Origin of the sequence: Campylobacter blaseri (assembly GCF_013201895.1) — a bacterium.
Taxonomy (GTDB): domain Bacteria; phylum Campylobacterota; class Campylobacteria; order Campylobacterales; family Campylobacteraceae; genus Campylobacter_B; species Campylobacter_B blaseri.
Genome location: NZ_CP053841.1, coordinates 161,195 through 187,314 on the forward strand (window position 1 = coordinate 161,195; position 26,120 = coordinate 187,314).

Here is a 26,120-nt window from a genome sequence, read left to right on the forward strand (position 1 = left end):
GAATTATAATGAAAAAAGATATACATCCAGAATATATAGAATGCACTGCAACTTGTGCATGTGGAAACACTTTTCAAACAAAATCAAACAAACCTGAAATAAGAGTTGACATCTGTTCAGAATGCCATCCATTCTTCACAGGCAGTGAAAAGATAGTAGATTCAGCTGGTAGAGTTGAGAAATTTAAGAAAAAATACGGCATGAACTAAAAATTGCTATATTTTGTTCCTACCCCTATTGGGAACTTAGCAGATATCTCAGAGCGTGCATTGAATGTTATTTCAAGCTCTGAGATTGTCTTTTGCGAAGATACAAGAGTTGCAAAAAAACTTATAAATTTACTTAAAGATAGATATAATCTCAACATAAAAGAAAAAATTTTCTACTCTGTTCATTCCCATAATGAGAAAGACTTTATTTTTAATATCGACCAGTCTATATTTGAAAAAGAGTGCATATATATGAGTGATGCAGGAATGCCTTGTATTAGCGATCCTGGTGTTCATCTTGTTAGATATATGCAAGAAAAAAAGCTTGCTTATGAAGTATTAAGTGGTTCAAATGCTCTTTTATTAAGCGCTGTTGCAAGTGGAATTGTAGAAAAAGAGTTTACGTTTTTAGGGTTTTTATCAAATAGGGGCGAAGCTAGAAAAATTGAAATTCAAAATGTGCTAAATTCTATCTATCCTGTAGTCCTATATGAATCTCCAAAAAGAATTATCGGTTTAATTGATGATATTTGCGAAGTTGATAAAGATAGAAGAGTTTTTTTAATTAAAGAGGCAACCAAAAAGTTTGAAACAAAATATATAGATAGTGCAAAAAATTTAAAAATTGCTCTTGAGGATAAAAACTTAAATGGAGAATGGAGTGTTGTAATAGAAGCCTCCAAAAACCAAAATAGTGAAAAAATAACCCTTCAAGATATCGAATCTTTAGATATCCCTCCAAAACAAAAAGCAAAACTAATCTCTAAAATAACAGGCAAAAGCGTAAAAGAAATTTATAACAATTTAATAAAATAATATTATTTTTAAGAAGTTTTTGCTATTATCTTAAGATGATTATTTACGGAAAACAATTATTTTTACATATTTTAGATAGGCATAAAGAGAAGTTAGAAACCATCTATCTTGCCAAAGAGTGCGATAAACAGACATTTAGAAAAATTGCAAGCTCTGGTGTTAGGATAGAGCGAGTTGATAATAAAAAAGCCCAAGCAATGGCAAGAGGTGGAAATCATCAAGGTTTTTTAGCCAAAGTTAAAGACTTTGAATTTGCAAGCATAGATGGATTAAAAAACAAAAATTTCTTAGTTATATTGTATGGTTTAAGCGATGTTGGAAATATAGGCGCTATAACTAGAACAGCATATGCCTTAGGTGCTGATGGTATAGTCATTGTATCCAATAGTTTATCAATCGAAGGTATAATAAGAGCTAGTAGTGGCGCAGCCTATGAGATACCAATTTGCACTATAAAAAATGGGCTTGATTTAATAAATGAATTAAAACAGGTTGGATTTAGTATTTACGGTAGTGCAAAAGGTGGAAAGAGTGTTCAAGAAGTTAAATTTAGCTCAAAAAAAGCTCTAATAATGGGTAGCGAAGGGGAAGGAATTCCTAACAAGGTTTTACAAAAATGTGATGATTGTCTAGGCATAAAAATGAACAATGATTGGGATTCTTTAAATGTTAGTGCAGCATTTGCTATAATTTGCGATAGGATAATAAATGGATGAAAAAAAAGTAGTTAATTCTTTAGATAAAATTAAAGAAATTGGCATTAATGAAGTAGCAAGAGAGACTCATATAGAGCCTGAATACATACAATTTATAGTTGATAAGAATTATGATGAACTTAAATCCAAAAATGCAAAATGCTTTATAAAAATACTTGAAAGAGAGTATGGCTTAGATTTAGATGAATGGATTGAAGAGTATAACACACATAATTCAGAATATTATCTTAAAGATAGTGGTCCAGTATTTTCTAATAGCATTAAGCAAAAAGAGATTGTTATAAAAGAGGGTAGAAAATTTCCTACATTTTTAATTTGGATACTTATTTTAGCTGTATTGATTTTTGTTGTTTTTAAATTCGAATTATATAATTTTGAAAACTATTTTTCAAAAAATACACAAAGCGTTAACATATATCAAAATAACACAACTCCAATGGTTAAAGAGGTAGAAAACAAACTTGAAAACATAGGAATTATAGCTAACAATGAAGAATATAGCGAAACTAAAGAGGATAATGATACAAAGTTAAACGCTTTAGAGATTGCTGTAAATTTAGAGCAAAATACTACATTAAATGAAGATGAAAATTTAACTCTAGATGATAATTCTGAGCTTATTGCAGATGATAATTTAGCTAAAGATGAAGTAACTATAGCTTCTAAAGGTGTTAGCATTATTCCAAGTGAGAATATGTGGATAGGGATTATTGATTTAAAAAGTGGAAATAAATCAACTTTAACTACAGATAAAGAGTATAAGATTGATCTAAGTAAAGAGCAGCTAATCCTAACAGGGCATGGATTATTTTCTTTGGACATAGATGGCGAAAAAGAGACATTTAAAAATAAAAATCCATATAGATTGCATATAAAAAATGGCAAAGTTAAAAAGATAACATATGATGAGTTTGTAAAACTAAACAAAGGAAAAGCTTGGTAAGAACTTTTTATTTAGGTTTGATTTTTTCTATATCTCTGTTTGGAGCTAGTGCCGAGCAGATAGCTTCAAATTTAGGTGGTAATTCTATTGGTATGGAGAATTTAACAGATGAAAATGGAAATCCAAACATCGACTTAATTACCAAAAAACTACAAGAAGATGGCAGTTTAAATTTGCTAAGCAATGAAAAAGTTAATATAAAGCTTACTTTTGACTCAAATGGAAATGGTTCTATACTAATTAAGTCAATAAAAGATAGCTTATTTAATTTAGGCTATTTTGATTACGAAAATATTGAATTTGAAAACTCAGATAATTCTTCTTATTCTATTATAGTAAAAGCTTCTAAAATTCCTGATCCAGGTGAGATATATAAAGAACTTAAAAAAAGCAATATTTTTATCACAGATGCAATCAAGTCTTCAAAAACGTCATATAAATATACATTAAATACGAAAGAGTCAAATTTATATGGTCCTACCTTTGGATCTGAATATAAGAAACCAATTAAACCATATTTTATAAATATAAAAGATAAAAAATCTATAAGCATTTCAGTTCAACAAGGTGATATTTGGCATCCTAAAATTAGAATATATGATTCAAATTTAAAATTAATTGAAGAGAAAAATATAAATGAACCAAGACAAAGCTTAAATGTTAACTTGCCAGAGGGAGCAAATTACATCCAAGTAGATGATGCTAGTAGTTTAGATAATATAAAGCAGGGATTAAAATTTAGCTTATAAAGGAAAATAGATGTTTGATGAAATTCGTTTTAATACTATAGAGAGACTTCCAAACTATGTATTTGCACAAATTAATGCTATAAAAATGGAAGCTAGAAGAAGTGGCAGGGATATAATTGATTTTTCTATGGGAAACCCAGATGGGAAAACACCTAGCCACATAGTTGAAAAACTTTGTGAAAGTGCTAGAAAAGACAATACTCATGGATATTCTGTATCACAAGGAATTTATAAACTAAGACTAGCTTGTGCTAATTGGTATAAAAGAAAATATGATGTTGATTTAGATCCTGATACTGAAATAGTTGCCACAATGGGAAGCAAAGAGGGTTTTGTCCATCTTGCAACGGCTATAATAAACCCGGGAGATGTTGCAGTTGTTCCAGATCCAGCATACCCTATCCATACGCAAGCTTTTATAATCTCAGGCGGAAACGTTGTTAAAATCCAACTTGCTTATGATGAAAATTTTTTATTAGATGAGGATAAATTTTTTAAAGATTTAAAACAGACCTTTGAAGATAGTATTCCTAAGCCAAAATATGTTGTAGTTAACTTTCCGCACAACCCAACTACTGTTACAGTAAATAAAGGTTTTTATGAAAAGCTTGTAAAGATGGCTAAGGAGAAAAGATTTTATATAATTAGCGATATTGCTTATGCTGAACTTGTTTTTGATGGGTATAAAACACCTTCAATTTTTGAAATAGATGGCGCAAAAGATGTCGCTGTTGAAACATACACCTTATCAAAATCATATAACATGGCTGGCTGGAGAGTTGGTTTTGTTTGTGGAAATAAAAAAATAGTAGCAGCTCTTAAGAAGATAAAATCATGGTATGATTATGGCATGTTTACTCCTATTCAAGTTGCTGCAACCATAGCACTTGATGGACCACAAGATATAATAGAGGAAAATATAAATATATATGATAAAAGACGAGAGGTTTTAATAGACGCATTTGCAAATGCAGGATGGGAGCTTAAAAAACCAAATGCTTCTATGTTTTTATGGGCAAAATTACCAGAAAAAGTACTTCATTTAAAAAGTATAGAGTTTTCAAAAGAGCTTTTAAATAAAGCAAACGTAGCAGTAAGTCCTGGAGCAGGCTTTGGTTTAGCTGGAGATGATTATGTTAGAATAGCGCTAATTGAGAACGAAAATAGAATTAGACAGGCTGCAAAAAATATAAAAAAATATCTTAAAGAGGTTTAATGAAAATAGCAATTTTAGGTGTAGGCACTGTTGGAACTTCAGTGATAAACATACTTAAAAAAAATAGACACATGATAGCTGCAAGAGCAGGTGAGCATATAGAGCCTGTTATAGGAGTTGTCAAAGACTTAAAAAAACCAAGAGAGTGTGATATAGAGTTAACAGATGATATTGATAGTGTTATAGATAGAGATGATATTGATGTATATGTAGAGCTTATGGGGGGCATTGAAGAGCCATATGAAATAATAAGTAAAATTTTAGATAAAAAAAAGGCGGTTGTTACCGCAAATAAAGCCTTGCTTGCCTACCATAGATATGCACTTCAAGAAAAAGCAGGCGATACTTCTTTTGGATATGAAGCAAGTGTTGGAGGAGGAATTCCTATAATAAAGGCATTACGAGAGGGGCTTAGTGCTAATAAGATAGAAAAAATAGTTGGAATTTTAAATGGGACTAGCAACTATATACTAACTAATATGATGCAAAGTGGTATCAAATTTGAAGAAGCGCTAAAACAAGCGCAGGATTTAGGTTATGCAGAGGCTGATCCGACATTTGATATTGAGGGTTATGACGCTGCTCATAAACTACTTATTTTAGCTAGTATTGCATATGGTGTTCATGGAAACCCAGAAGACATTCTTATAAAGGGAATTGAGAAAATATCATCTGAAGATATATTTTTTGCAAAGGAATTTGACTATGAGATTAAACTTCTTGCAATAGCAAAAAAAACAGACAACAAAGCAGAGCTTAGGGTTCATCCAGCCTTAGTATCAAAAGAGAAGATGATATCAAAAGTTGATGGAGTTATGAATGCTATTAGTATCTATGGAGACGCATTGGGCGAAAGTATGTATTATGGTGCTGGTGCTGGAGGGGACGCAACTGCAAGTTCTGTGATAGCAGATTTAGTAGATATAGCAAGAGAGAACAAAAACCCAATGCTTGGATATAAAGAGCTATCTGAAATTCAAAAAATAGAACTTTTGCCTACAAGCTCTATACGAACGAAATATTATCTTAGAGTTAAAGTTGAAGATAAAGTAGGAGTGCTTGCTAAGATTACTAATCTAATGAGTGACAATAAACTTTCTATAGATACATTTTTACAAAAACCAAGAAATAAAAATGAAAATCATACAACTTTGTTTTTTATAACTCATACAAGTTTAGAGGCAGATGTTAAAAGAGTGATGTCTTTGCTTGAAAAAGAGGATTTTGTAGATGGAAGACCTTTTATGATAAGGATAGAAGACTAAGATTGGGTTTAAAAGAGTATATTTTTGGATATAAAGGCGAAGATAGAGCGGTAAAATATCTAGAAAATATAGGATTTGAAATTATAAAAAGAAATTTTAGATCCAAATTTGGAGAGATTGACATCATAGCAACTAAAGATAATATACTTCATTTTATAGAGGTTAAATCAACTAAGGGTGACTATGAGGCCATTTATAGAGTTACACCAACAAAAATAGATAAAATTTTAAAAACTATAAGATTTTATCTATCCAAAACTAAAAACAGTCAAGATTATCAGCTTGATATAGTTATAGTTAATGGCGTAAAGGTGGAATTTATAAGAAACATTACTATTTAATAAATTTTATTGTTTTTTTATTTAATAAAATTGTTATATAATGTTGATAAAATTTTAAAGGAGAGATTATGGCAAAATACATAGAACTTACTTCAAGTAATTTTGATGTTGTAAAAGAAGGGGTGGCGTTAGTTGATTTTTGGGCACCATGGTGCGGACCGTGCAGAATGCTTGCGCCTGTTATAGATGAACTGGCTGAAGAATTTGATGGTAAGGCTAAAATTTGTAAGGTAAATACAGATGAAGAGCAAGATTTAGCAGTAGAATATGGTGTTAGATCAATTCCCACACTACTATTTTTTAAAGATGGAGAAATTAAAGAACAATTAGTTGGTGCTCAATCAAAACAAGCTATTGCTGATAAGATAAATTCACTACTATAATGATATGAACAATTGAAGCCTTCTTGGCTTCAAAATTTAATTTTATTTTAAATACAACTTATTTTTAAATTTTATCTATAATAAAATTACAGGAGAAAAAATGATAAACTTAGCAATTATAGGCGGCGGACCAGCAGGTCTTGCAGCAGGACTTTACGCTACAAGAGGCGGTGTAAAAAATGTAGTTTTATTTGAATCTGGAATACTTGGTGGTCAAATAACAGGAAGCTCAGAGATTGAAAACTACCCAGGGGTTGCCACTTTAATGGATGGAAATAGCTTTATGCAACCATGGATAGAGCAATCCATGAGATTTGGATTAAAACAAGAAAGAACATCTATAAAAAGAGTATCAAAAAATGAAGATGGAGCTTTTACGCTTCTTGATGAAAGTGGTAAAACATACCTTGCAAAAGCTGTTATAGTTTGCACAGGCTCAAAACCAAGAAGAGCAGGCTTTAAAGGCGAAGATGAGTTTTTTGGAAGAGGTGTTAGTACTTGTGCAACTTGCGATGGGTTTTTTTATAAAAATAAAGAAATTGCTGTAATAGGTGGCGGTGATACTGCTGTTGAAGAGGCAATATATCTCTCACACATAGTTTCAAAAGTATATTTAATTCACAGAAGAGAAGGCTTTAGAGCAGCACCAACAACACTAGAAAAAGCAAAAAATAATCCAAAAATCGAGTTTGTTCTAAACGCAAAGATAGACGAGGTTTATGGTGATAAAATGGGTGTAACTGGTGTTAGAGTTAAATTTAAAGATAACTCCACAAGAGAGATAGATGTTCCAGGGGTTTTCACTTTTGTAGGTCTTGATGTAAGAAATAATGTTATAAAAGATGAAAACGATAAGCCCATTTGTGGCATTACTGAAAGTGGGCAAATAGGGGTTAATCTTAAAATGGAAACTAGCTTAAAAGGTCTTTTTGCAGCAGGTGATATAAGAGCTGATGCACCAAAACAAGTTGTATCGGCAGCAGGCGATGGGGCAACAGCAGCTCTTAGTGCTATGAGTTATCTAGAAAGCCTAGAATAGAAAACAAAATATATAAAGCAAACTCTCTTTGCTAGATTACAGGCAAAAAGAGTTTGCTTTTATACTAAACCTAACAAACCTAACAAAATATTTATAAATAAAATATAACTTATAAAATATTTTTCTTAAAAATATTAAAAATAATTTAATATTTAGTAATTTTTTGTATAATAATTTAAGCCAAACTTATAAAAAAGGATTGTTATGAAAAAAAAGATATTAGTTTTGTCTTTGCTATGTAGTTCTTACCTTTTTGGTGGAGATATAGTATATTCTGATGTAGTAAAATCACTATATGAAACACCAAAAGGAGAAAAAGTCGTTGGAAGGCTTCTGCCAACAGCGCCTGTGGAAATTTTAAATAAAGAGGGCGATTTTTTACAAGTTAAAATAAAAGGATATGTTCAAAATGGAAAAGAACAAGCTCTTTATTTTACTAAAGGAAAAAGAATTTTAAATGCTGCTTTTAGAAAAAATTCCAATGTTAGAAGAGAAATGATAAAAGACGATAAAGAGTGGGCTGAGGTTAGCGTAATTACATATGTTAAAAATGAAAATTTTCATAAAGATTTAGAGTCTATGATGCAAAGAGCAAATGAGCTATTTACTGCAAATTGTTCTACCTGTCATCAACTTCACGGGATAAACGAGTATAATGCAAATCAATGGCCAAGTGTATTTAAGTCAATGGTTGATAGAACAGCAATTGATAAAAAAGATAGATTTTTAGTAACTCAGTTCTTACAAAAAACAACAAAAAAAGATTAAGGAGAGATGATGTCACATATAAAAACAGATTTATCAAGAAGAAAAAGCTTAAAGGTTTTAGCAGCAGCTGCTAGTATGCCACTATTTATGCAAACTAATCTTTTTTCAGCACAAAACGCTAAAAAAGGATTTAAGCTTATAAAAGATGGTGAAGTTGTTACAGGAGCACACTGGGGAGTATTGAAATTAACTATAAAAGATGGAAAAATAGTTAAAAGTGAAGCTTTGAAAAAAACATCAGAGATTAAAAATCCACTCCAAGATCATATCGCAGAGCTTGTTTATGCAAAAGATAGAGTAAAATATCCATATGTTAGAAAAAGTTATTTACAAAACCCTGATGACCCAAAAAGAGAGCTAAGAGGTGCTGATGAGTGGGTTAGAGTTAGTTATGAAGAGGCTATTGATTTAATAGCTAAAGAGCTTAAAAAGACTATAAAAGCTACTGGAAATGACAGCATTTATGCAGGCTCATATGGTTGGAAAAGTTCAGGAAATGTTCAAAACTCAAGAATACTACTTCATAGATTTATGAATAGCATTGGAGGCTTTGTAGGAGGTTTGGGAGATTATTCAACCGCAGCTTCACAAATCATTATGCCTCATGTTTTAGGAACTATTGAAGTTTATGAGCAACAAACTGCTTGGCCATTAGTTTTAGAGCATTCAGACATAGTAGTAATTTGGGGTGCAAATCCTATATCAACTCTTAGAATCGCATGGACTATAACTGATGAGCTTGGATTTAAGTATTTTGAAGAGCTTAAAAAAAGTGGTAAGAAAATCGTTTTCATAGATCCAATCAAAAATGAAACTTGCAAATATTTAGATGCACAATGGATAGCACCAAGACCAAATACAGATGTTGCAATGATGCTTGGTATGATGCATGAACTTTATACTAGTGGTAAATATGACAAGGAATTTATAGAAAATTATACTCATGGATTTGATAAATTTTTACCTTATTTATTAGGAAAAGGCAAGGACAAAACTGAAAAAACACCAAAATGGGCGTCAGAAATTTGTGGAATTGATGAAAAAACTATAAAAGAGCTAGCTCATATGTTTTATGAAAATAGAACTATGATTATGAGTGGATGGGGTATGCAAAGATCTCATCATGGCGAACAACCTCATTGGGCTTTAGTAACACTATGTTCTATGCTTGGACAAATTGGTCTTCCTGGTGGTGGATTTGGATTAAGCTATCACTATAGTAACGGAGGTGTTCCAACTGCAAAAGCAGGAATTGTAGCAGGTATAGGTTCTGGAACTTCAAATGGCGGAACAGGTCAAAGTTGGCTTCAAAAAGCAACAAGCCATGCTATACCAGTTGCTAGAATAGCAGACGCACTTTTAAATCCTGGAAAAACAATAGACCATAATGGTAAAAAAATTACATATCCAAAACTTGAGTTTATATATTGGGTTGGTGGAAATCCACTTGTTCATCATCAAGATACAAATACAAATATCAAAGCTTGGAGACAACCAAGAACAGTTGTGGTAAATGAAATTTATTGGACTCCAACAGCAAGAATGGCTGATATTGTTATGCCTATAACTACAAGTTATGAAAGAGATGATATCTCTATGACAGGGGATTATTCAAATTTATCTATTGTTCCTATGAGACAAGCTGTTGAAGAGGTTGGAGAAAGTAGGGATGATTATGAAATTTTTACAGATTTAGCTAAAAAATTTGGTGTAGAAAAAGAGTATACGGAAGGTAGAACTGCACTTGAATGGATAGAATATTTCTATGAAAAAGCAAGAGAGCAAGCTAAAGGTATGCAACTTGAAGAGTTAAATGGTGTTGTTATGAAACCATTTGCTGAGTTTTGGGAAGAGAATAAACCTATTGAGTTCGTTCAAAATATGGAATCATTTGACTATGTAAGATATGGTGATTTTAGAGAGGATCCTATTTTGGAGCCACTAGGAACTCCATCAGGACTTATAGAAATTTATTCTGAGACTATTGAAAAGATGAATTATGATGATTGTCATGCACACCCAACTTGGTTTGAGCCTATTGAATGGCTTGGAATGAAACAAAAACCTGCTGAATTTCATATGATAAGTGTTCACCCAACAAACAGACTTCACTCTCAACAAAATAACATCGTTTTAAGAGATAGCTATGCAGTTGCTAACCGCGAACCTATATGGATAAACGAAAAAGATGCAAAAGCTAAGGGCATTAAAACAGGAGATATTGTTAGGGTATTTAACAAAAGAGGTCAAGTTTTAGCAGGAGCTGTTGTTACAAAAGATATTATGCAAGGTGTTGTGAAACTTGATGAGGGTGCATGGTATGATCCACTCAATTCAAAAGAGGCTAATACTATTTGTAAAAATGGTAGTGCAAATGTTTTGACAATTGATATGCCAACATCAAAACTTGCAAATGGAAATATCTCTCATACTGCTTTGGTTAACATAGAAAAATATGAAGGTAAAGCCCCAGAACTATCTATATTTAAACATATAGATCCAAAATCTTAATTTTTTGAAGCCCTTTAACTAGGGCTTTAGTTTATAAATTTATCATACTATTATATAAAATTAGCTATACTAATTTTTTGCAAATTTAAAGGATTTTATATGATAAAAATTGGTGTTCATGGTGCAAATGGGCGTATGGGGAGAACTATTTTAGAGTGTTTGGAAGAAGAATCTAATGCAAAAGCTAATTCTGCTTTTGATAAAAACAGAAGTGATATAGAAATTTTCACACAAGACTTAAATACATTTTTTAAAAATAGCGATGTTGTAATTGACTTCACATTAAATAGCGGAACAAAAGAACTTTTAAAATTTGCTATAAATAGTCCAAAACCACTTTGTATAGGAACAACTGGTTTAGATGATGAAACTATGGTATTGTTAAAAGAGTGCTCTTTAAAAATGCCAATTTTATATGCTACAAATATGAGTTTAGGAGTTGCGATACTCAATAAACTTGCATTTTTGGCTTCAAAAGCTTTGAGAGATTATGATGCTGAGATAGTTGAAATGCACCACAAGCATAAAAAAGATGCACCAAGCGGAACTGCTTTAACACTCGCCGAGTTTGTAGCAAAAGCAAGAGATCTAGATATAAATAAGGTAAGAGTTAGCGGTAGAGATGGAGATATAGGAGAGCGAAGTAAAGATGAGATAGCTGTTATGTCTTTAAGAGGTGGCGATATAGTAGGAAAACATACGGCTGGATTTTATACAGATGGTGAATTTATTGAAATTTCACATACAGCAACAAGTCGTGCAACCTTTGCAAAAGGTGCTATAAAAGCTGCCATTTGGCTGAGTTCTCAAAAAAACGGCTTATATTCTATAAATGATTGTTTAGGGATATAAAATGTGTGCAATCGTAGGAGTTATTAATTCAAATGAAGCATCAAAAACAGCCTATTATGGACTATTTTCTATGCAACATCGTGGTCAAGAATCAAGTGGCATAAGCGTAAGTTATAACCACCACATAACAACTCATAAAGCTCAAGGGTTAGTTACTGATGTTTTTAGTAGAGAAAAAATCGCTAGTTTAAAAGGAAATATAGCTATTGGGCATAATAGATATTCAACTGCAGGAAATAGTTCAAAAAATGACGCTCAACCAGTTTTTGCCAATTATGATTTGGGTGAAATTTCTATAGTTCATAATGGAAATTTAATAAATAAAAACAGTGTTAGACAAGAACTTATAAAAGAGGGAGCAATATTTCAGTCAAATATGGATACTGAAAATATACTTCATTTAATAGCAAGAAGTAAAAAAGAGACCCTAAAAGAGCGTATAGTGGACGCACTTAACGATATAGTCGGTGCTTATTGTCTGCTTATAATGGGACGATCAAAGATATTTGCTATAAGAGATAAATATGGCATAAGACCACTTAGCATTGGGAGATTAAAAGATGCTGGATATATAATTGCTAGTGAAACTTGTGCATTTGATTTAGTTGGAGCTGAGTTTATAAGAGATGTAAAGCCAGGCGAAATGATTATTTTTGAAGAGGGAAAAACTGAGTATACAAGCATTCAGCTTTTTGAAGATATTGATCCTAGAATTTGTGCTTTTGAATATGTCTATTTTGCTAGACCAGATAGCACAGTTGAAGGAAAAAATGTTTATAATGTTAGAAAAGAGTTAGGTAGAGTTTTGGCTAAAAAAAGCAAATTTGAAGCAGATTTGGTTATACCTGTTCCAGATAGTGGGGTTCCAGCAGCTTTAGGATATTCACAAGAAAGTGGCATTCCTTTTGAGATGGCAATAGTAAGAAATCACTATGTAGGAAGAACTTTTATAGAACCAACTCAAGAGATGAGAAATTTAAAAGTGAAATTAAAACTAAATCCTATGGAAGAGCTTTTGAAAGATAAAAGAATTGTTGTTATTGATGATAGCATTGTTAGGGGTACAACTTCTAAAAAGATAATTGAGCTTTTAAAACATGCGGGCGCAAAAGAAATACATATTAAAATCGCAGCTCCTGAGATAAAATTTCCAGATTTATACGGCATTGATACACCAACAACTAAAGAGCTAATTAGTGCAAATATGAGTAAAGATGAGGTTTGTAAATACATAGGTGCAGACAGTTTAGAGTTTTTGGAAATTGATGAACTTGTAAATGCTATGGGAAGTGAACGAAAATACTCACTTGTAAGCTTTGATGGAAATTATTTTGTGAAATAACTATTAGTAAACAATGAGATATTTAAGCCGCACTTTACAACATTTTTATTTTTAACTTAAGTTGAAAGTGAATTAAACACAATTTTTATAGCTAATTAGGGATGTAAATTACTAAATCTTAGTAAGTTAATTAAAATATTATTTTATTTAAAAATACTTTATAAATACATATAAATCATAATAGTAAAAGATAGTAATACTTATAAAATAAATGGATTATTCTCAAATTTTAAAGTATATTTATGCGGTAATATTTTATATTTAAAATAGACTATATTAAATTCTGTTTTATTCTTAATTTATTTAATTAATATTTTTTGATATACTTACTAAAAGGAGCATAATGATATTATTCTATCTTTATATATAATCAAAAGGTTTAATTCATTGGAACTATACAGACAAATTTATAATCCATTTTCAAACATATGGCTAAGTGCATTTGTTGCAGCTTTGCCTATATTTTTATTTTTCACATCATTAGTTGTATTAAAGTTAAAAGGCTATGTAGCAGCCTTTATCACAGTAATTTTAAGTTTAATAATAGCAATTATAGTTTATAAAATGCCAATAGGTATGTCTATAATGAGCTTTTTTCAAGGATTTTTTACAGGACTTTGGCCAATAGCTTGGATTATTTTAACAGCTATTTTTCTCTATAAGTTAAGCGTAAAATCAGGATATTTTGAAATACTTAAAGCCTCAATTACTACAATAACTCCAGATCATAGAATACAAGTTATTATAATTGCGCTTTGTTTTGGAACTTTTTTAGAGGGAGCTATAGGGTTTGGTGCGCCTGTTGCAATAACTGCGGCTTTACTTGTTGGACTTGGACTAAATCCACTATACGCAGCAGGGTTTTCTATGATAGCAAACACAGCTCCTGCGGCATTTGGGGCAGTTGGGATACCTATTGTAGCAATGGCACAAACAACAGGCATTGATGCAAATGTATTATCAATGATGGTTGGAAGGATGCTACCTATAATATCTTTAAGTGTGCCATTTTTTATAGTATTTTTGATGGATGGTTTTAAAGGTATTAAGCAAACATTTTTACCACTTTGTGTTATTGCTTTTAGTTATACTATAACTCAGTATTTAACAGCTAGTATTTTAGGACCCCAGCTTGTTGCTATAACATCTTCTGTATTTTCAATAATAATAACTGTTTTATTTTTAAAATTTTATAAAATAAAATATGTTTATAGGCTAGATGGTAAAGAGAAATTTGGAAATGAGAGTAAAATAGGAATTAGAGATATTTTAAAAGCATGGTCACCATTTATATATTTAATTATTTTTATAGTGGTATGGACAACGCCTCTAATAAAAACATATGCATCTTTTGCTGATATTAAATTTTATTTACCATATTTAAAAGATAGTATTATTCAAACAACTCCACTTAGTTTAAGTGACGAACCATTAGACACAATGTATACATTTCAAGCGATAAAAGCAATTGGTCTTGCCATACTAATTGCGGCAATATGCACTATATTTACTTTAAAAATAAAAACAACAATCGCCATTGAAGCAGCAAAAGAGACATTTAAAGAGATGATTATGCCAATTATTACAATAGGTCTTGTTGTGGCATATGCTTTTATAGCTAAAAATAGTGCACAAGCTGCAACCATGGGATTAGCTTTGGCAAATACAGGAAGTGAGGCATTTGCATTTTTCTCACCTATGATAGGCTGGGTTGGAGTATTTTTAACAGGTTCAGTTACAAGTTCAAATTTACTTTTTGGAACACTTCAGCAAGTTACAGCTTCTCAACTTAACATACCTGAAACTATATTTTTAGCAGCAAACACAGTTGGCGGAATGGCTGGAAAAATGATAAGTCCACAAAGTATAGCAGTTGCTTGTGCTGCAGTTGGTTTAGTTGGCAGAGAGAGTGAACTATTAAAGTTTACTATCAAATATTCACTGATTTATATTGTAGTTGGTGGCATCATAACTTGGGTTATAATAAACTTATTTCCGATGCTAATACCTATAATTATAAGTTAATATTTTAATCTAAGGAAAAATATGAAAAAAGTTTATTTATTTTCGACTTGTTTGGGAACAGCCCTTATGGGAAAAATGGTAAAAAATACAATTTTACTTTTGCAAAAAGAAGGCATAGAGGTAATTTTTAAAAAAGATCAAACTTGCTGTGGACAACCGGGGTTTAATACAGGTTATTTTAAGGATACAAAAAAAATAGCTTTATATAATGCAAAATTATTTAATGAAGATTATCCTGTTTTAGTTCCAAGTGGTTCTTGTAGCGGTATGATGATGCATGATTATTTAGAGTTATTTAAAGATGACAAAGATTATGAGGCAATAAAAAACTTTAGTTCTCGTGTTTATGATTTAAGTGTCTATTTGGATAAGGTTTTAGATATTAAACTAGAAGATAAGGGTGAACCTATAAAAGTTACTTGGCATAGTAATTGCCATGCTTTAAGAATTGCTAAAAGCATAGAAAGTTCAAAAGCACTAATAAAAAAACTTAAAAATGTTGAGTTGATTGAATTAGAACATGAAGAAGAGTGTTGTGGCTTTGGTGGTACTTTTGCAGTAAAAGAGCCAGAAATTTCAAATGCTATGGCAATGGAGAAGATAAAGGATATAAAAAATACAGGCTGTAAATATCTTATAAGTAGTGATGGTGGTTGCTTGATGAATATAGCAGGCACAATAAGCCGCAACAAAGAGGATATAAAGACAATTCATCTTTATGACTTCTTGTTAAAAAGAATAAATGGAGAAGTGCTATGAAAGTAGATCATTCAAGGGTAGTAACAGAAAAAATTAATGATAAGCAACTAAGAGAAAATTTGAGTTCTGCTATGCATACCTTGCAAACAAATAGGAAAAATTTAATTCAAAAGCGTTTTACAAATTGGGAAGAGTTAAGAGACTCAGGTAAGGCATCAAAAAATAATACTCTTACTAATTTAAAAGAAAGACTTTTAGAATTTGAAGAAAATGCAACAAAAAACGGTTTTATAATCCACTGGGCAAAAGATGGAAATGAAGCCTGTGAGATTATCTATAAATTAATGCTAGAAAAAAATATCTCTAAAATTCTAAAAGGGAAATCAATGGCAAGTGAAGAAATTCACCTGAATCACTTCTTAAAAGAAAAAGGCATTGATGCTATTGAAACCGATCTTGGAGAGTTGATTATTCAGCTAATTGATGAACCACCTGTTCATATCGTTGTTCCAGCCATTCATAAAAACCGTTATGAAATAGGCGAGATATTTAAAGAGCATCTAAATGCACCATTAGAAAGTGAACCAGAAAAACTAAATGCAATAGCAAGAGAGTATATGAGAGAAGAGTTTAAAACTCTAAAAATGGGACTTGGCGGAGTAAATTTTGCTATAAGTAAAGAGGGTGCAATTTGGATGCTTGAAAATGAAGGCAATGGTAGAATGTGCACAACTATACCCGATATCACTGTAAATATTTGTGGCATAGAAAAGATAGTAGAGAGATTTGAAGATGCTGCTATGCTAAATACACTTCTTATACCTTCAGCAACAGGGCAATTTATAACAAATTATAATAACATCATAACAGGACCTAGACAAGAAGGTGAGTTAGATGGACCAATAGAGTGCCATATAATTATGCTTGATAATAATAGAAGCAGAATGCTTACAAATAAAGAGTATTATGAAGCTTTAAGATGTATTAGATGTGGTGCGTGTATGAATTTCTGCCCCGTTTATGATAAAGTTGGAGGACATAGTTATAAAGCTGTATATCCAGGACCTATTGGAGAGGTTATTACGCCTCAACTATTTGGGATGGATACAAATAGTGGAATTTTAACTCTTTGTTCACTTTGCGGAAGATGTAGTGAGGTTTGTCCTGTGAAAATTCCACTTGCTGATTTAATTAGAAAACTAAGAAGAGATAAGGTTGGAGAAGGTAAAAATCCTCCAATTGGAACAGATAAGCTAAAAAAGAATAAAATAGAAGCTATGGTATTTAAGGGTTATTCTAAAGTTCAAATGAATGGTTTTGCATTTAGAACTGCTATGAAAAGTGCTATTATGTTTAATGGCATTGTTCATAAATTTGGAGATAGGATACCAGTTATCAAAAACTGGGTTGCTTATAAGGATCTTGGGGAATTTGAATTTGATCTTCATAAAGAGATGAAAGAAATGCAAGGAGTTATTTATGAATAGTAGAGAGTTTATATTAGATGCGGTTGAAACTAGTGCTGTTAATAAACCACATATCGGAGAAGATCCAGTTGTATTTATAAATAATGAAAGTGAAGATTTAGTTGAAGAGTATATTTTAAGAGCAAAGGAAAATAAAGCATTTGTTATAAAAAGCTCAAATTTAAAAAAAGATATAAAAAATATAATTGAAAAAGAGAATGTATCTCGTTTAATTCGTCCAAAAAATATTCCTGTTGATATAAAATCTCTAAAAGTTAATGAAGATTTTGTATTTGATATGCCTGTTGAGGAATTTAAAGAAAGACTTTTTGATTATGATGTTTCAATTATAGAAGCTAGAAAAGGCGTTAGTTCTCATGGTGTATTTTGTGTTACATCTAGCAAAGAACAGCCAAGACTTTTAAGTCTAACTCCAAAAGTTTGTATAGTTTTATTAAAAAAAGAGAATATAGTAAAAAGTATTTCAATTGCACTAAATGAGATAAAAAAAGAAGATCAAAGACTTCCAACAAATATAGTTTTTGTATGTGGTCCTTCAAGAACATCTGATATAGAACTTACCCCTGTTCTTGGTGTTCATGGCTCACAAGTTGTATATGTCTTAGTATATTGATTGTATATTAGTATTAGCATAAATTTTTGTGCTAATACTCGTTTAGAAATTATATATTTTTTAAAACTACAATTTAAGTTCAGATTTTACGAGATTTTTTCTCTTCTATACCGCTTATGCCGTTTCTTCTTGCAAGTTCATCATAAATTCTGCTTGGGTGGATATTATGCATTGCAAGTGCTATTAAGAGATGAAAGACTAAATCACTAGCCTCATAAACAACATCATACTCTGGATTATCTTTTATATGCTCTCCAAATTGCTCTTTTTTAAACTCATCATAGGTATTAAATTTAGTTAAATCTTTGCAGGCTAAAGTAAGCTCATTAGACTCCTCCACAACCTTTTTTAAAATTGCATTTTCCCCACGATTAAAAACTTTTGCAACATAAGAAGTTTCTGGGTTTGCATTTAGTTTTCTATCAAGTATTATGTGATATAACTCATCTAAAACATCATAATTTAATGGTTTTTTAATATTTAGTGTTTTTGTAAATTCACCATTTAGTTTTATCTCATTAAAAAAGCAACTTTTAGAGCCTGTATGGCAAGCAACACCAATTTGCTTAACAGATAAAAGTAAAGTGTCGTTATCACAGTCTAAAAAAATCTTTTTGACCTCTTGAGTATTTTCGCTCTCTTCGCCTTTTTTCCAAATTCTTTTTTTTGTTCTTGAAAAGTAATGAGCAAAACCTGATGTCAATGTTAAATTAAATGCTTCTTTGTTCATATACGCAAGCATTAAAACATCTTTTGAGGTTTCATCTTGCACTATAACAGGAAGTAGTCCATTAACTTTTTGCCAATCAATTTTTATCTCATTACTTAACAAATTTTAACCTTTTATCTATCCATTGCGCTTTGTCTAGCTTTGTCTTTTGTATCAACCCAGATATTTGGAACAGCTCCACCAGGAGTTAAGAAAATTTTAGCATCTTTGTTATCTTTTAAAGCTTCGTTAAATTTAGCTTGAGTTTCTATTTGTTTTAGACTTAAAATATTACTATCTAGGCTTTTTGCTATCTCTGTATTTGCATAAGCTGCTGCTTCAGCTTCAATTCTAACAGCATTTGCACGACCTTTAGCTTCAATTAAAACTGCATTTGCATTACCCTCTGCAAGAGCTGCTTTTTTAAGTGCTTCTTGGTTAGCTCTTTCAACTTCATATTTTGTTCTCTCAGCTTCTTGTTTTGCTACTTGAACTCTTTCAATTTGCTCTTTAATTTTTTCAGGAAGTATTATTTCTCTTAGTTGAACGTTTAGTAGATTAACCGGAGTATTTGGAAGAGAATCTATCTTGGCTCTTATCTCATTATCTATAGATAGTGCAATTTGTTCTCTATTTACAGGAAGCTCTTCAGCTGTATATTTACCTATAACACTTCTTACTATATCTCTAACATGTGGATCTATGATTTTATTTTCCCAACTAAAGCCCCATTGTGCTATGGTGTTTGGTGCAGTTGCTTCATTTAGTTTATACTGAACTGTAATATCTATGCTTACAGGTAAGTTTCTAGCATCTAAAACAGAGATTGAGTTTTTTCTAATAATTCCAGAGCCTATGGGATTTCTTGCCTCTCCTGCGTCTTCACCTGAGGTGTAGTTTATAAGTCTTACTCTTGTATCCATCACAAATATATCTTGAATTCCAGGTATAAAAAAGTGAAGTCCTGGCTGAAGTGGGTTTACCTCATACTTTCCTAAGCTTGCTTTGATTCCAACTTCACCTGATTTAATAGCCACAAAAGGTTTTGTTAAAAATATAAATGCTATTATGAATAGACCTATATATAATAGAGGTGAAAATTTACCCATACCTTTAAAATCAGGCATTTTAAAGTCAATATTTGGTCTATTGTTGTTTTCATTGCCGTTATTGTTTTTTTTCCTGTTAAAATAATCATTTAAATCTGCTGGCATGTTTTTCCTTTATATGTATGTTAAATATTTTTCGTAATTAGGGTTTTTGCCTGTAACTACATCAAAATAAGCTTTTTGAAGTTCTTTTGTTATATAGCCTGCTTTTCCATTACCTATTACTCTAGAATCTATCACCCCTATTGGAGTAACTTCTGCAGCTGTTCCTGTAAAGAACGCTTCATCTGATATGTAAATTTCATCTCTAGTTATACGCCTTCTTTCAACAGTATATCCTAAATCTTTTGCTATATCAATTACAGTTGCTTGAGTAATGCTCTCTAAACTAGTATCGTTTGGTGGAGTTATAATAACACCATCCCTTGCTATAAAAAAGCATTCCCCACTACCTTCTGCTACAAATCCTTCACTATCAAGTAAAAGTGCTTCATCACACCCTGAAACTTTTGCTTCATGATGTGCCATTTGAGAGTTAAAGTAGTTTGCACTTGCTTTTGCTTTGCTCATCATAGAAAAAGGAGGATTTTTTCTCCAAGAACTTATCATAACTTTTATTCCTTTTTCAAGAGCCTCTTCTCCCATATAAGCACCCCATTGCCATGCGGCTATTGCAATTCGTGTTGGTGATTCTTTGTGAGATACTCCCATAGTTCCATACCCTAAAAATATAATAGGTCTTATATATACAGTATCATTAAATTCGTTTTTTTGCATAACTTCAATTTGAGCTTTTTCTAACTCTCCTAAAGAGTATGAGACATTTATAAGACAAGCCTTTGCTGAATCAAGTAGTCTTTTTGTATGCTCTTTTAACTTAAAAATAGCAATACCTTTTTTGGTTTGATATGCTCTAACACCTTCAAAGACAGCGTTTCCATAGTGTAGTGAGTGTGTTAAGATGTGAATTTTTGCATCATTCCAAGGTATTAAACTACCATCTAGCCAGATATATTTAGCTTCGTTGATTGTTGCCATATTTACTCTTCTTTCTTTTTTAATTTAATAAATAATTATATCTTAAATTTTTTAATAAAACATTATAGATTGGCTAAATAGACATAGTAAAATAGGCATTATAAAAAGAAGTTTAATTGAATTTAAAGCTGGTGGGTATATTTTAAGATGGAAAAATCCATCTTAAAACTACTTACCATACATTAAATTTGGTAAAAATAGGGATATCTCAGGTACATATGTTATTAGAAGCAGCCCTGCTAAAATTGTGATACTCCAAGGTAAAGATGCCACAACAACATCTTTTAGGCTCAGTCCTGTTACACCACTTGCGACAAAGAGATTTAATCCAACTGGTGGTGTTATCATACCAAGCTCCATATTTACAACCATAACAACCCCAAAATGTATAGGATCTATGCCTAGAGTTGTGGCTATTGGAAGTAAAAGTGGAACTGTTATCATAACAACAGAGCTAGGTTCCATAAATTGACCCATTAAAAATAGTAAAAGATTTACTATTACTAAAAACATTATTTTACCAACATTTGCATCTAATAGTAATTGTGTTATATGTTGTGGTATCATCTCATCAGTTAAAAAATGAGAAAATATCATAGCATTTGCTATAATAAAAAATATCATAGCACTAGTCATAGCTGAATCTAAAATTATAGGATATAAATCTTTTATTTTTAAATCTTTATATACAAAAACTGAGACAAAAAAAGCATAAACAGCACTAGCCGCACCAGCTTCAGTAGGGGTAAAAATTCCACCATAAATTCCACCTATTACTATAACTATAAGCATTAATGCCCAAAAAGCATCTTTAAAAGCACGAACTCTTGTTTTAAGTGAAGCTGCTTTAGTTCTTTTAAAACCAAGTTTTTTAGCACCAAAATAGGTAACACCCATAAGCATAAAGCCTATAATTAGTCCAGGAATAACTCCAGCCATAAAAAGCCTACCTATCGACTCGTTTGCAGTAACTCCATAAACGATAAATACAATAGAAGGTGGTATTAGTATCCCAAGACTTCCTGCTGTTGCTATTGTGCCTATGGCATATTTTTCAGGATAACCAGCTTGCTTGATAGCTCCATACATTACAGAGCCTATGGCTACAACAGTAGCAGGCGAACTTCCGCTAACGGCTGCAAAAATTATACTTGCAAAAATAGCCGCAATTGGTAAGCCACCAGGCAGATGTCCAACTAATGCTTTTGCAAATTCTATTATTCTGCTTGCAGCGCTTCCTTTTGATAAAAATGCACCTGCTAAAATAAACATAGGAATTGCCATTAATGAGTATTTATTTAGTCCATCAAAAACATGAGTAGTTATGCCTATTAAATCAAGATCACTAAAAAACATAGCTGATATCATAGTGCTAGAGCCTAATGCAACAGCAACAGGAACGCCTATAAGTATAAATAAAAAAAGTAGACCAAATAGAGTTAGCATCATCATAGCTAATCCTTTATTACAGAATCACGAATCAACTCTGCTTCACTTTGTTGCAACACTTCATCTGCACCTGTAGTGGCAACCTCATATACTTTTTCAGCTGCTCTAAAAGCTGCTGTAAAAAAGGTTATAGGAAGAACAAGTTGCGGTATCCACATAGGTATATTTAAATCTACACTTATCTCATCAAATTCCATAAGTAGTATAATTAGCTTAATTCCTAAATAGGAACTAAAAGCAAGATAGGCAAATGTTATAATATGAGATAGTAAAAGTAGTGCTTTTGCAAGCAGTTTCGGTAGTGCATTTAACATAATAGTAACTGATATGTGAATTCCTTTTTTAAACCCATAAGCTGCACCAAAAAGCGCAGACCAAATAAAAAGATAGTTAGTCAACTCTCCAGCCCATGTCATGTTCCCATTTAAAATAGTAAGGAAATTCATAAGAATTTCCCCAATACCTGTTTTTTCTACAAATATTTGAGCTAAGCTTAAAGAGTATCTAAGCACAACATTTACAAAAACTAAAATAACCCCGAGGGAAATTCCTATAACAGCTATGTTTTTATTTGCATTGGAGATAAAAATATCAATATATCTAAAAACCTTTGACATTGGTTTTACCTATCACTGATTTAGGGTTTTTTTGATCAAATTTTCGCCTATACTGTCGTAAAATTCAGGATATATAGTCTCTGTTTTTTTCTTAAATTCATCCCTTTGTTCTTTTGAAAGAGTGTGAATTTTTATCTTTTGAGTTTTTTGTGCGTAATCTTGTATCTTAGCCATAAACTCATCTTCCATCTCTTTAGCCATCTCTCTTTCTTTAGCAGTTGCCTCTTTCATTGCTTGTGTTACTTTTTCTTGTAAATCTTTTGGTAGCTTTTTCCAAAATTTTTCACTTACTATTACTAAATATCCCAAATATCCATGATTACTCATTGTTAAATCACTTTGAGCTTCATAAAATTTTTCAGTATAGAAATTTGCTAAAGGATTTTCAGCGCCATCAACTACACCTTGTTGTAAAGCTGAATAAACCTCTGAAAAAGGTAAAACTTGTGGTGTTGCGCCTAGGATTTTCATCTGCTCTTCTAAAACTTTAGAACTCATAATTCTTACTTTTTGACCTATAAGATCATCTGGTTTAATGATTCCTTTTTTGCTTGAGCTAAATTGTTTAAAGCCATTATCCCAAAAATCAAGTGCTATAAAGCCTTTTTTATTAACCATATCTTTTAAAATTTGACCAACTTCTCCATCTATAACTTTATGAAGATGCTCTGTATCTCTAAACAAAAATGGCAGATCAAAAAGTTGCATTTGTGGAACTATTCTAGTAAATTTTGAAAAACTAGGCACAGCCATCTGAACATTGTTCATCTTTAGCGCTTTCATAACCGCTGCATCTGTGTAAAGTTGAGAATTTGGAAAAATATGAACCTCTATTTTTCCATCTGTTAGCTCTTCAACTCTTTTTGCAAAATAGTTTGCTGCTTTGCCTTTTGGTGTATCTGCACTCACAACATGAGAGAATTTAATAGAATAATCAGCTGCAAAAACTGAAGATACTAAAAACAATAGTCCTGTTAAAACTTTAGTCGTTTTGCTCATAATAAGCTCCTTTTTTAAAGTTATTTTCATTCTACGATAATTTTTTATCAGTTTTACAAAATAGAAAAAATTTTTTCTTAAAATGATACTTTTTTACTATTTTTGTTACCATATGTAATAAAATTTCTTATTTGTTACATAAAATATAGTGAGAAGTATTGAGATAAGTTTTTTATACTAAGAGTTATATAAAATTTAGATTTGTCTATTTAATAAAGCATAATTAAAAGTTGATATAATGTTGTAAATATTTTAAAAAGGAAAAAATATGCCATTTATTAATGTAAAACTTACAACCCCAGCACCCTCAAAAGAGATTCAAAATAAAATTGCAAAAGAGATAACAGATGTGATTGTAAATAATCTAAAAAAGCTACCAGAAAGAACTGTAATCTGCTTTGAGGAAATTGAGCCAAGCCACTTCTATTTTGGTGGAAAAAGTATTGAAGAGTTAAGGAGAGAAAAATGAGCGAAGTAAAAGAGTTTTTAAAAGAGGATAGAGAGAGAAAAGTAACTTTAAAAGCTGGAGATAAAGCACCTGAGTTTAGTCTAAAAAATAGTGATGGTGTGGAAATATCTTTAAAAGATTTTATAGGCAAAAATGTTGTTTTGTATTTTTATCCAAAAGATAATACCCCAGGTTGCACTACTGAAGCTTGTGAATTTACACAAAATTATGATGAGTTTTTAGCAAATGATACTGTTGTAATTGGCATTAGTCCAGATAGTATAAAATCACATCAAAATTTCATAGAAAAACAGAGCCTTAAACATATCTTACTAAGTGATGAAGAAAAAGAGGTTAGTAAACTTTATGGAGTTTATCAAGTTAGAAAAAACTATGGAAGAGAGTATTTAGGCATAGTTAGAACTACATTTGTTATAGGCAAAGACGGAGTTATAACCAAAGTTTATAAAAGTGTAAAAGCAAAAGATCATGCCATTAAAGTTTTGGCTGATTTAACTAAATAAAGAGTTAAGTTGGTAGTTCAAATTTGCTGCTCGGTTGACTCGCACTATTTTTTAAAAAGGCTAAAAGAAGAGTATCCAAATGAAGAGATAATTGGATACTTCTACGACCCAAATATCCACCCTTATAGTGAGTATTTATTGAGGTATCAAGATGTTGTTAGAAGTTCTAAAAAAATGGGAATTAATGTTCATTTAGGAGAGTATGATATCAACTCTTGGTTTTTGTGTGTAAAGGGGCTTGAAAATGAAAAAGAGCGTGGGGAAAGATGTCAAAAATGTTTTGATTTTAGAATGGATGCTACAGCTAAATTTGCTAAATCAATAGGGCATAATTTAATCACAACAACACTTTTAATGAGTCCAAAAAAGTCATATGAGCAGCTTGTAAAATCTTTGGATGAAATTTGCAAAGAGTATGAGCTTGAGTTTATAGCACCTGATTATAGAAAAAAAGGTGGCACACAAGAGCAGTTTGATTTGGCTAAAAAAGATATGCTTTATCATCAAAACTATTGTGGTTGTATTTATGCTATGAAGATGCAAAATAAAGAGAGCTTAGAGTATGAGCTTATGAGTGATGTGCTTAAAAGAGCTTTGCCAAATAGCTGCGATGATAGGTTAAGCTTTTATAAAAAAGTTGAGAATTTAGAAAATGAAGGTATTAAGTTTAAGATTTTAAGAGATAAAATTATAAATTACCGACTTTTAAATGCAAAGGTTAAATTTGATGAAAAGGTTGTTAGGAGCTATTTTTTGTTTAATTCACACTTTGAAAGAAATTTGGTTAAATTTAAGATAGATAAAAAATGCGATGAGTTTTATACTAATAAAGAGCAAATTAGGATATTATCTCTTGTTAAATTTAATAAAATTTGCGGGTTAAATTATAAAAATTTAAATGAACTTTATAAGAATCCTTTGAGCATAGAAGAAGAGCTTAGGCTTAGAGAAAAGATATCTTTTAGAGATAGCTTTTCACCTATAATTATAGTTGAAAACATACAAATTTCAAGTGCAAGAGTTGAAGCAAAATCTAAGATTTATCTTGATGTAAAAGAGAGTTTAGAAATATGCAAAAACATTTAAAGGACATTGGTATAAAATTTAAATTTATCTAAATTGAGTAGTTTAAATTTATATTAATTCATTGATAGACTAGGTAGGATTAAACAAAATAATTAGAAGATAAATTTAATATAGTATTTTATTCATATCAAGGAAAATTTAGTAAGAATTTGTTAAAATATTAAGTT

The 26,120-nt window shown here is 31.1% G+C and carries 27 protein-coding genes; 21 read left to right on the forward strand and 6 right to left on the reverse strand.

Features of this window, described 5'->3' with window-relative positions; translation table 11 throughout:
* The first annotated feature begins 8 nt into the window (after window positions 1-8).
* The 18 genes from rpmE (at window position 9) to CBLAS_RS00960 (ending at window position 17,974) form a co-directional block, all read left to right on the forward strand.
* A complete protein-coding gene (gene rpmE, locus CBLAS_RS00875; protein ID WP_106870778.1) occupies window positions 9-209 on the forward strand; it encodes a 50S ribosomal protein L31 in 201 nt (66 codons plus the stop codon).
* A gap of 3 nt (window positions 210-212) precedes the next feature.
* The gene (gene rsmI, locus CBLAS_RS00880) at window positions 213-1,025 is read left to right on the forward strand and encodes a 16S rRNA (cytidine(1402)-2'-O)-methyltransferase (RefSeq protein WP_106870781.1); all 813 of its coding nucleotides are present in this window, start codon (window positions 213-215) and stop codon (window positions 1,023-1,025) included.
* A 35-nt stretch (window positions 1,026-1,060) separates the two neighbouring features.
* Window positions 1,061-1,741, forward strand: coding sequence for a 23S rRNA (guanosine(2251)-2'-O)-methyltransferase RlmB (gene rlmB / locus CBLAS_RS00885; protein WP_106870783.1), 681 nt, complete (start codon window positions 1,061-1,063; stop codon window positions 1,739-1,741).
* Complete coding sequence (locus CBLAS_RS00890) at window positions 1,734-2,684, forward strand: hypothetical protein (protein ID WP_106870785.1); 951 nt, start codon at window positions 1,734-1,736, stop codon at window positions 2,682-2,684. The genes rlmB and CBLAS_RS00890 overlap by 8 nt, the downstream gene beginning before the upstream one ends.
* Complete coding sequence (locus tag CBLAS_RS00895; RefSeq protein ID WP_106870787.1) at window positions 2,678-3,433, forward strand: hypothetical protein; 756 nt, start codon at window positions 2,678-2,680, stop codon at window positions 3,431-3,433. The genes CBLAS_RS00890 and CBLAS_RS00895 overlap by 7 nt, the downstream gene beginning before the upstream one ends.
* 10 nt (window positions 3,434-3,443) lie before the next feature.
* On the forward strand, window positions 3,444-4,649 hold the full coding sequence (locus CBLAS_RS00900) for an LL-diaminopimelate aminotransferase (protein WP_106870789.1): 1,206 nt from the start codon (window positions 3,444-3,446) through the stop codon (window positions 4,647-4,649).
* Window positions 4,649-5,914: a homoserine dehydrogenase gene (locus CBLAS_RS00905; RefSeq protein ID WP_106870791.1), complete on the forward strand. Its 1,266-nt coding sequence runs from the start codon at window positions 4,649-4,651 to the stop codon at window positions 5,912-5,914. The genes CBLAS_RS00900 and CBLAS_RS00905 overlap by 1 nt, the downstream gene beginning before the upstream one ends.
* A gap of 2 nt (window positions 5,915-5,916) precedes the next feature.
* Window positions 5,917-6,255 carry a YraN family protein gene (locus tag CBLAS_RS00910; RefSeq protein WP_106870793.1) on the forward strand — a complete coding sequence of 113 codons (339 nt, stop codon included), beginning with the start codon at window positions 5,917-5,919 and terminating at the stop codon, window positions 6,253-6,255.
* 68 nt (window positions 6,256-6,323) lie between these two features.
* On the forward strand, window positions 6,324-6,638 hold the full coding sequence (trxA, locus tag CBLAS_RS00915; RefSeq protein ID WP_106870795.1) for a thioredoxin: 315 nt from the start codon (window positions 6,324-6,326) through the stop codon (window positions 6,636-6,638).
* A 100-nt stretch (window positions 6,639-6,738) separates the two neighbouring features.
* Window positions 6,739-7,677 (forward strand): thioredoxin-disulfide reductase, encoded by a 939-nt coding sequence (trxB, locus tag CBLAS_RS00920; protein WP_106870797.1) that lies wholly within the window; start codon window positions 6,739-6,741, stop codon window positions 7,675-7,677.
* A 204-nt stretch (window positions 7,678-7,881) separates the two neighbouring features.
* Complete coding sequence (locus tag CBLAS_RS00925) at window positions 7,882-8,445, forward strand: hypothetical protein (RefSeq protein ID WP_106870799.1); 564 nt, start codon at window positions 7,882-7,884, stop codon at window positions 8,443-8,445.
* 9 nt (window positions 8,446-8,454) lie between these two features.
* Window positions 8,455-10,956, forward strand: a complete 2,502-nt coding sequence (locus CBLAS_RS00930; RefSeq protein ID WP_106870801.1) for a molybdopterin guanine dinucleotide-containing S/N-oxide reductase — start codon at window positions 8,455-8,457, stop codon at window positions 10,954-10,956.
* 99 nt (window positions 10,957-11,055) lie between these two features.
* The gene (gene dapB, locus CBLAS_RS00935) at window positions 11,056-11,808 is read left to right on the forward strand and encodes a 4-hydroxy-tetrahydrodipicolinate reductase (RefSeq protein WP_106870803.1); all 753 of its coding nucleotides are present in this window, start codon (window positions 11,056-11,058) and stop codon (window positions 11,806-11,808) included.
* A gap of 1 nt (window position 11,809) precedes the next feature.
* A complete protein-coding gene (gene purF / locus CBLAS_RS00940) occupies window positions 11,810-13,150 on the forward strand; it encodes an amidophosphoribosyltransferase (RefSeq protein WP_106870805.1) in 1,341 nt (446 codons plus the stop codon).
* A 387-nt stretch (window positions 13,151-13,537) separates the two neighbouring features.
* Window positions 13,538-15,175, forward strand: a complete 1,638-nt coding sequence (locus CBLAS_RS00945) for an L-lactate permease (protein ID WP_106870808.1) — start codon at window positions 13,538-13,540, stop codon at window positions 15,173-15,175.
* Window positions 15,176-15,196: 21 nt separating this feature from the next.
* Window positions 15,197-15,934, forward strand: a complete 738-nt coding sequence (locus CBLAS_RS00950) for a (Fe-S)-binding protein (RefSeq protein WP_106870810.1) — start codon at window positions 15,197-15,199, stop codon at window positions 15,932-15,934.
* Entirely contained in the window at window positions 15,931-17,361 is a 1,431-nt protein-coding gene (locus tag CBLAS_RS00955) for a LutB/LldF family L-lactate oxidation iron-sulfur protein (protein WP_106870812.1), read from the forward strand. The genes CBLAS_RS00950 and CBLAS_RS00955 overlap by 4 nt, the downstream gene beginning before the upstream one ends.
* Complete coding sequence (locus tag CBLAS_RS00960; protein WP_106870815.1) at window positions 17,354-17,974, forward strand: LutC/YkgG family protein; 621 nt, start codon at window positions 17,354-17,356, stop codon at window positions 17,972-17,974. The genes CBLAS_RS00955 and CBLAS_RS00960 overlap by 8 nt, the downstream gene beginning before the upstream one ends.
* Window positions 17,975-18,053: 79 nt before the next feature.
* On the opposite strand, the gene hisIE is transcribed toward CBLAS_RS00960, so the two are convergent.
* From hisIE to CBLAS_RS00990, 6 genes are all read right to left on the reverse strand, one after another.
* A complete protein-coding gene (gene hisIE / locus CBLAS_RS00965; protein WP_241517583.1) occupies window positions 18,054-18,806 on the reverse strand; it encodes a bifunctional phosphoribosyl-AMP cyclohydrolase/phosphoribosyl-ATP diphosphatase HisIE in 753 nt (250 codons plus the stop codon).
* Window positions 18,807-18,817: 11 nt separating this feature from the next.
* Complete coding sequence (locus tag CBLAS_RS00970) at window positions 18,818-19,897, reverse strand: prohibitin family protein (protein WP_106870817.1); 1,080 nt, start codon at window positions 19,895-19,897, stop codon at window positions 18,818-18,820.
* A gap of 9 nt (window positions 19,898-19,906) precedes the next feature.
* On the reverse strand, window positions 19,907-20,830 hold the full coding sequence (locus tag CBLAS_RS00975) for a branched-chain amino acid transaminase (protein WP_106870819.1): 924 nt from the start codon (window positions 20,828-20,830) through the stop codon (window positions 19,907-19,909).
* A gap of 168 nt (window positions 20,831-20,998) precedes the next feature.
* Window positions 20,999-22,282 (reverse strand): TRAP transporter large permease, encoded by a 1,284-nt coding sequence (locus tag CBLAS_RS00980; protein ID WP_106870821.1) that lies wholly within the window; start codon window positions 22,280-22,282, stop codon window positions 20,999-21,001.
* A gap of 2 nt (window positions 22,283-22,284) precedes the next feature.
* Window positions 22,285-22,896: a TRAP transporter small permease gene (locus CBLAS_RS00985; RefSeq protein WP_106870823.1), complete on the reverse strand. Its 612-nt coding sequence runs from the start codon at window positions 22,894-22,896 to the stop codon at window positions 22,285-22,287.
* Between the two features lie 12 nt (window positions 22,897-22,908).
* Complete coding sequence (locus CBLAS_RS00990) at window positions 22,909-23,895, reverse strand: DctP family TRAP transporter solute-binding subunit (protein WP_106870825.1); 987 nt, start codon at window positions 23,893-23,895, stop codon at window positions 22,909-22,911.
* Window positions 23,896-24,163: 268 nt separating this feature from the next.
* On the opposite strand from CBLAS_RS00990, the gene CBLAS_RS00995 reads away from it, so the two are divergent.
* The 3 genes from CBLAS_RS00995 to CBLAS_RS01005 are packed head-to-tail and all read left to right on the forward strand — an operon-like array spanning window position 24,164 to window position 25,953.
* Window positions 24,164-24,364, forward strand: coding sequence for a tautomerase family protein (locus CBLAS_RS00995; protein ID WP_106870827.1), 201 nt, complete (start codon window positions 24,164-24,166; stop codon window positions 24,362-24,364).
* Window positions 24,361-24,867 carry a thioredoxin-dependent thiol peroxidase gene (gene bcp, locus CBLAS_RS01000; RefSeq protein WP_106870829.1) on the forward strand — a complete coding sequence of 169 codons (507 nt, stop codon included), beginning with the start codon at window positions 24,361-24,363 and terminating at the stop codon, window positions 24,865-24,867. Before CBLAS_RS00995 ends, bcp begins: the two co-directional genes overlap by 4 nt.
* A gap of 9 nt (window positions 24,868-24,876) precedes the next feature.
* Entirely contained in the window at window positions 24,877-25,953 is a 1,077-nt protein-coding gene (locus tag CBLAS_RS01005) for an epoxyqueuosine reductase QueH (protein ID WP_106870831.1), read from the forward strand.
* Window positions 25,954-26,120: the final 167 nt, after the last annotated feature.

Coding starts and splice junctions, on each gene's coding strand:
- rpmE (WP_106870778.1), top strand. CDS start 9: ATGAAAAAAGATATACATCCAGAATATATAGAATGCACTGCAACTTGT.
- rlmB (WP_106870783.1), top strand. CDS start 1,061: ATGATTATTTACGGAAAACAATTATTTTTACATATTTTAGATAGGCAT.
- CBLAS_RS00890 (WP_106870785.1), top strand. CDS start 1,734: ATGGATGAAAAAAAAGTAGTTAATTCTTTAGATAAAATTAAAGAAATT.
- CBLAS_RS00900 (WP_106870789.1), top strand. CDS start 3,444: ATGTTTGATGAAATTCGTTTTAATACTATAGAGAGACTTCCAAACTAT.
- CBLAS_RS00905 (WP_106870791.1), top strand. CDS start 4,649: ATGAAAATAGCAATTTTAGGTGTAGGCACTGTTGGAACTTCAGTGATA.
- trxA (WP_106870795.1), top strand. CDS start 6,324: ATGGCAAAATACATAGAACTTACTTCAAGTAATTTTGATGTTGTAAAA.
- trxB (WP_106870797.1), top strand. CDS start 6,739: ATGATAAACTTAGCAATTATAGGCGGCGGACCAGCAGGTCTTGCAGCA.
- CBLAS_RS00925 (WP_106870799.1), top strand. CDS start 7,882: ATGAAAAAAAAGATATTAGTTTTGTCTTTGCTATGTAGTTCTTACCTT.
- CBLAS_RS00930 (WP_106870801.1), top strand. CDS start 8,455: ATGTCACATATAAAAACAGATTTATCAAGAAGAAAAAGCTTAAAGGTT.
- dapB (WP_106870803.1), top strand. CDS start 11,056: ATGATAAAAATTGGTGTTCATGGTGCAAATGGGCGTATGGGGAGAACT.
- purF (WP_106870805.1), top strand. CDS start 11,810: ATGTGTGCAATCGTAGGAGTTATTAATTCAAATGAAGCATCAAAAACA.
- CBLAS_RS00950 (WP_106870810.1), top strand. CDS start 15,197: ATGAAAAAAGTTTATTTATTTTCGACTTGTTTGGGAACAGCCCTTATG.
- CBLAS_RS00955 (WP_106870812.1), top strand. CDS start 15,931: ATGAAAGTAGATCATTCAAGGGTAGTAACAGAAAAAATTAATGATAAG.
- CBLAS_RS00960 (WP_106870815.1), top strand. CDS start 17,354: ATGAATAGTAGAGAGTTTATATTAGATGCGGTTGAAACTAGTGCTGTT.
- CBLAS_RS00970 (WP_106870817.1), bottom strand. CDS start 19,897: ATGCCAGCAGATTTAAATGATTATTTTAACAGGAAAAAAAACAATAAC.
- CBLAS_RS00975 (WP_106870819.1), bottom strand. CDS start 20,830: ATGGCAACAATCAACGAAGCTAAATATATCTGGCTAGATGGTAGTTTA.
- CBLAS_RS00980 (WP_106870821.1), bottom strand. CDS start 22,282: ATGATGATGCTAACTCTATTTGGTCTACTTTTTTTATTTATACTTATA.
- CBLAS_RS00985 (WP_106870823.1), bottom strand. CDS start 22,896: ATGTCAAAGGTTTTTAGATATATTGATATTTTTATCTCCAATGCAAAT.
- CBLAS_RS00990 (WP_106870825.1), bottom strand. CDS start 23,895: ATGAGCAAAACGACTAAAGTTTTAACAGGACTATTGTTTTTAGTATCT.
- CBLAS_RS00995 (WP_106870827.1), top strand. CDS start 24,164: ATGCCATTTATTAATGTAAAACTTACAACCCCAGCACCCTCAAAAGAG.
- bcp (WP_106870829.1), top strand. CDS start 24,361: ATGAGCGAAGTAAAAGAGTTTTTAAAAGAGGATAGAGAGAGAAAAGTA.